The organism is Mesorhizobium sp. M0019, assembly GCF_040323975.1.
In the GTDB taxonomy this organism is placed as follows: domain Bacteria; phylum Pseudomonadota; class Alphaproteobacteria; order Rhizobiales; family Rhizobiaceae; genus Mesorhizobium.
The window spans coordinates 1-1,209 of the sequence record NZ_JAMYVK010000135.1 but is presented as its reverse complement, the minus strand read 5'-3'; the positions used below and the strand labels follow the sequence as shown (position 1 = coordinate 1,209).

The window sequence follows — 1,209 nt, the reverse complement described above, 5'->3', positions numbered from 1 at the left end:
CAAAGAATATGGTCGAAACGGCGATCATCTCAAACCCGTGCGCTAACCCTGATCCTCTTTTCGAATTAATGGGTTCACTACCTAGCCTCTGCCGATCCTGTGTTGCTCGGGGATGATCTCACTGCACGACCTCTACAATTTCCGTCCGCAGGCATCGGCGAATGGCCCGAACACCAACGCATTGGCTTGCGTACTGCGCCAGATCTTCATTCGACGCTGCACGGTTCGAATGGGGGCCGTCGGGATCCACGCCGGGGTATTTGACCTGCAAGCGTTCAAGCAACTCTCGTGACGTTCGCCAAGGCTCTGCCTCGAACCATTCCTCAAACTCGGCAGTGACGGCAAGGAGAGGATCGGGTCTGCGCCGCTCTCGCTTAACCGCCGGCTTGGGTCGGGCGGTCGGGTTCACTTCCTCACCACGCCACGCAATCCGCAACCCGGGCAGAAAGGTCTTCGAGCGGCAATGCCTCGCCGTCGGCGGCAGCCGAACCGTCCGGCTTGTCGGCGATGTCGACCAACCTCTCTTGTGCCAGGCGTATGCTCGCGCAGCAGCCGAACCGGATCGAGCGTCAGGTACATCGCCTTGAGGCGAAGGCGCGTATCCTCCGGCGTGCGTGCATCGTCAAGCAGCCGCTGATAGGGCGTGGCGGGACGATGATACCGATTGACCACCCTGGCTCCGTCACGATGCTTTTCTTTCAACTTAAATGATGGCTGAAAGAAATTGATGAACAACCGCATCGAGGAATAAAGCTTGGCTAGCTCCCGTGTGGCTTGCAGAGCGCGGGAAAAACGACGCGAACTGTTGGTCATGGAAGATCGGCCCCAAATCGTCGCGCAGGATCATCAGCACGCAGCCGCGCGGAAAAGCAGCTTTGGCGACCCGCATCGTTTCCTCAGGAATTCCGACCGAAAGTTCTGGCCGCAACGACATTCAATACTCCTCGAATCAGTGGGAATACCCAGGGAATCAAGGCCTCTCCATTCGTCGAGCCCAAAGTGCTGACTTCGCCAACAGTATCAAATATGCGGAAGAACCCAATCAGGATGAGAATGTCGGCGGGTTGGAACGCAGGGAGGCGTAGCCCGACTGGAGTTTCAATCCGCCGGCGGCGCGTTCCTTTCGTACGCATACGACGAAGGCCGCATGATTGGCACGCGTGCGTGGGCGCGGCGGGCTCTATGATGGCGATGCGTGAAGGTCAGGCG

Annotated in this window: 1 protein-coding gene; it reads right to left on the bottom strand. The window is 58.6% G+C overall.

From position 1 onward, the window contains the following. Positions 1-703 precede the first annotated feature (703 nt). Entirely contained in the window at positions 704-934 is a 231-nt protein-coding gene (locus NKK47_RS35005; protein WP_352579928.1) for a hypothetical protein, read from the bottom strand. Between the last annotated feature and the right edge of the window lie 275 nt (positions 935-1,209).

Coding starts and splice junctions, on each gene's coding strand:
- NKK47_RS35005 (WP_352579928.1), bottom strand. CDS start 934: ATGTCGTTGCGGCCAGAACTTTCGGTCGGAATTCCTGAGGAAACGATG.